Genomic DNA, 1,356 nt, shown 5'->3' with positions numbered 1-1,356 from the left:
GCTGCAACCAGTGTGAAAGTAGGTTATCGTCAGGCTAGTTATTCTAAAAAACCCCATCCGGTGATCCGGTGGGGTTTTTTTTCGTCCATCGCTTTTAAAGATCTACAGCGAATTGGCGCCAGCTGTCTTGGATGTCGCTCAGCCGTTGATGTTCATGCGTTGGGTATGCGTCCATTTGTGGTCCGAGGCGGACACTGCCGAGCTGTAGCTGTGATCGGTTTGCTCCTCACCCTGCCACGGATTCATGATGTAGAGGTAATTCACACCGTTCACGGTTTCGTCGCCGCGCCCCACCATGATATGCCCGCCGCCATTGGTCCAGCCGTAGCGGATGACGAACGGGCGATTGGCATCCATATTCTTGCGAACTGCCACGCGCAAGGGATCGAGCAGTTCGTTGGCGTCGAGTAGCTCCTCGCCCGAGGTGCGGGCGCCCGACGATACTCCCTTTCGCCTTTTGCTTGAACAACAAGGAGAGGCGTGCCGAATGCAGTGGTGCAAAGCGGGTTTTCGCATTCTCCGCCGAGGCAACTTCCAGAAAATCGGATTGCGCCTGGTATACGCGGACGAAGCGCACATTGGATCGATCGCCATTTGCATAGGCGACCATGGATGCCTCAAGATCTTTGGCGCGTACGGCCGTGCCGTAAGCCACGGTTCCCCATTTCCCGGCGACCTGCTCCAAGGTGGCCAGGCCGATCGGGCGCTCGTTCAACGTGATTGTAAAACGCCAGATGCCGGTCGGCTTGACCACTGAGCGCAGCTCGCCACGTCCCGCCACAATGTCGCCGGGATCGATCGTGTAGACCTGGGAGCCGTAGCCAATCTTGGCGTCCTTCAGATCTTGGATATCGGCGATATCGAGTGGGAATTCCTGGGGCAAGCCGTTGACGCGGCTTTGCAGATTGTGCTGAACAAACTGTGCAAGATCCGTTTTCGCTTGCAGCGCCGGTCCGTTCGCGGTGGAGGGGGATGCTTGGACGAATAGGTGCGGACTGCCGAGGCTAAGGCTCGCACAGATCAATAAACGGAGCAGGGTGGGCTTCGCTTGAAAGCCGAATTCTCACTATTTTTCTAAATAGTTGCGTGAATGACAATTTCTATCCCCGTCCTTCCTCGCTGTTCGCATAATATTTACCGCAGAGTGCAAGCAACTACAAATTAGGCTGGCGATTCTCTCCAGCCTTTGCTATAGTTCGCCTCCCCGCAGAACGGTGCACGCAAATGACCGCAGCGCAGAGTGAGCGGGGTAGAAAAAGAAGTTGACGAAATGGCCGAAACGCTGCATACTCTTCCTTCTTCGCAACTGACAAACAAAACGCTTTGTCAAGGGTTGAAAGCCCGGTTGCAGGCAGT

General features: G+C 55.4%; 1 protein-coding gene. It reads right to left on the bottom strand.

Annotated elements, in window-relative coordinates; genetic code table 11:
- Positions 1 to 138 precede the first annotated feature (138 nt).
- Positions 139 to 516 (bottom strand): hypothetical protein, encoded by a 378-nt coding sequence (locus BM252_RS31940; protein WP_245774515.1) that lies wholly within the window; start codon positions 514 to 516, stop codon positions 139 to 141.
- Between the last annotated feature and the right edge of the window lie 840 nt (positions 517 to 1,356).

Origin of the sequence: Rugamonas rubra, from assembly GCF_900114705.1 — a bacterium.
Classification (GTDB): Bacteria; Pseudomonadota; Gammaproteobacteria; order Burkholderiales; family Burkholderiaceae_D; genus Rugamonas; species Rugamonas rubra.
The sequence above is the reverse complement of the archived record's forward strand: the minus strand, read 5'-3'. Positions and strand labels throughout refer to the sequence as shown.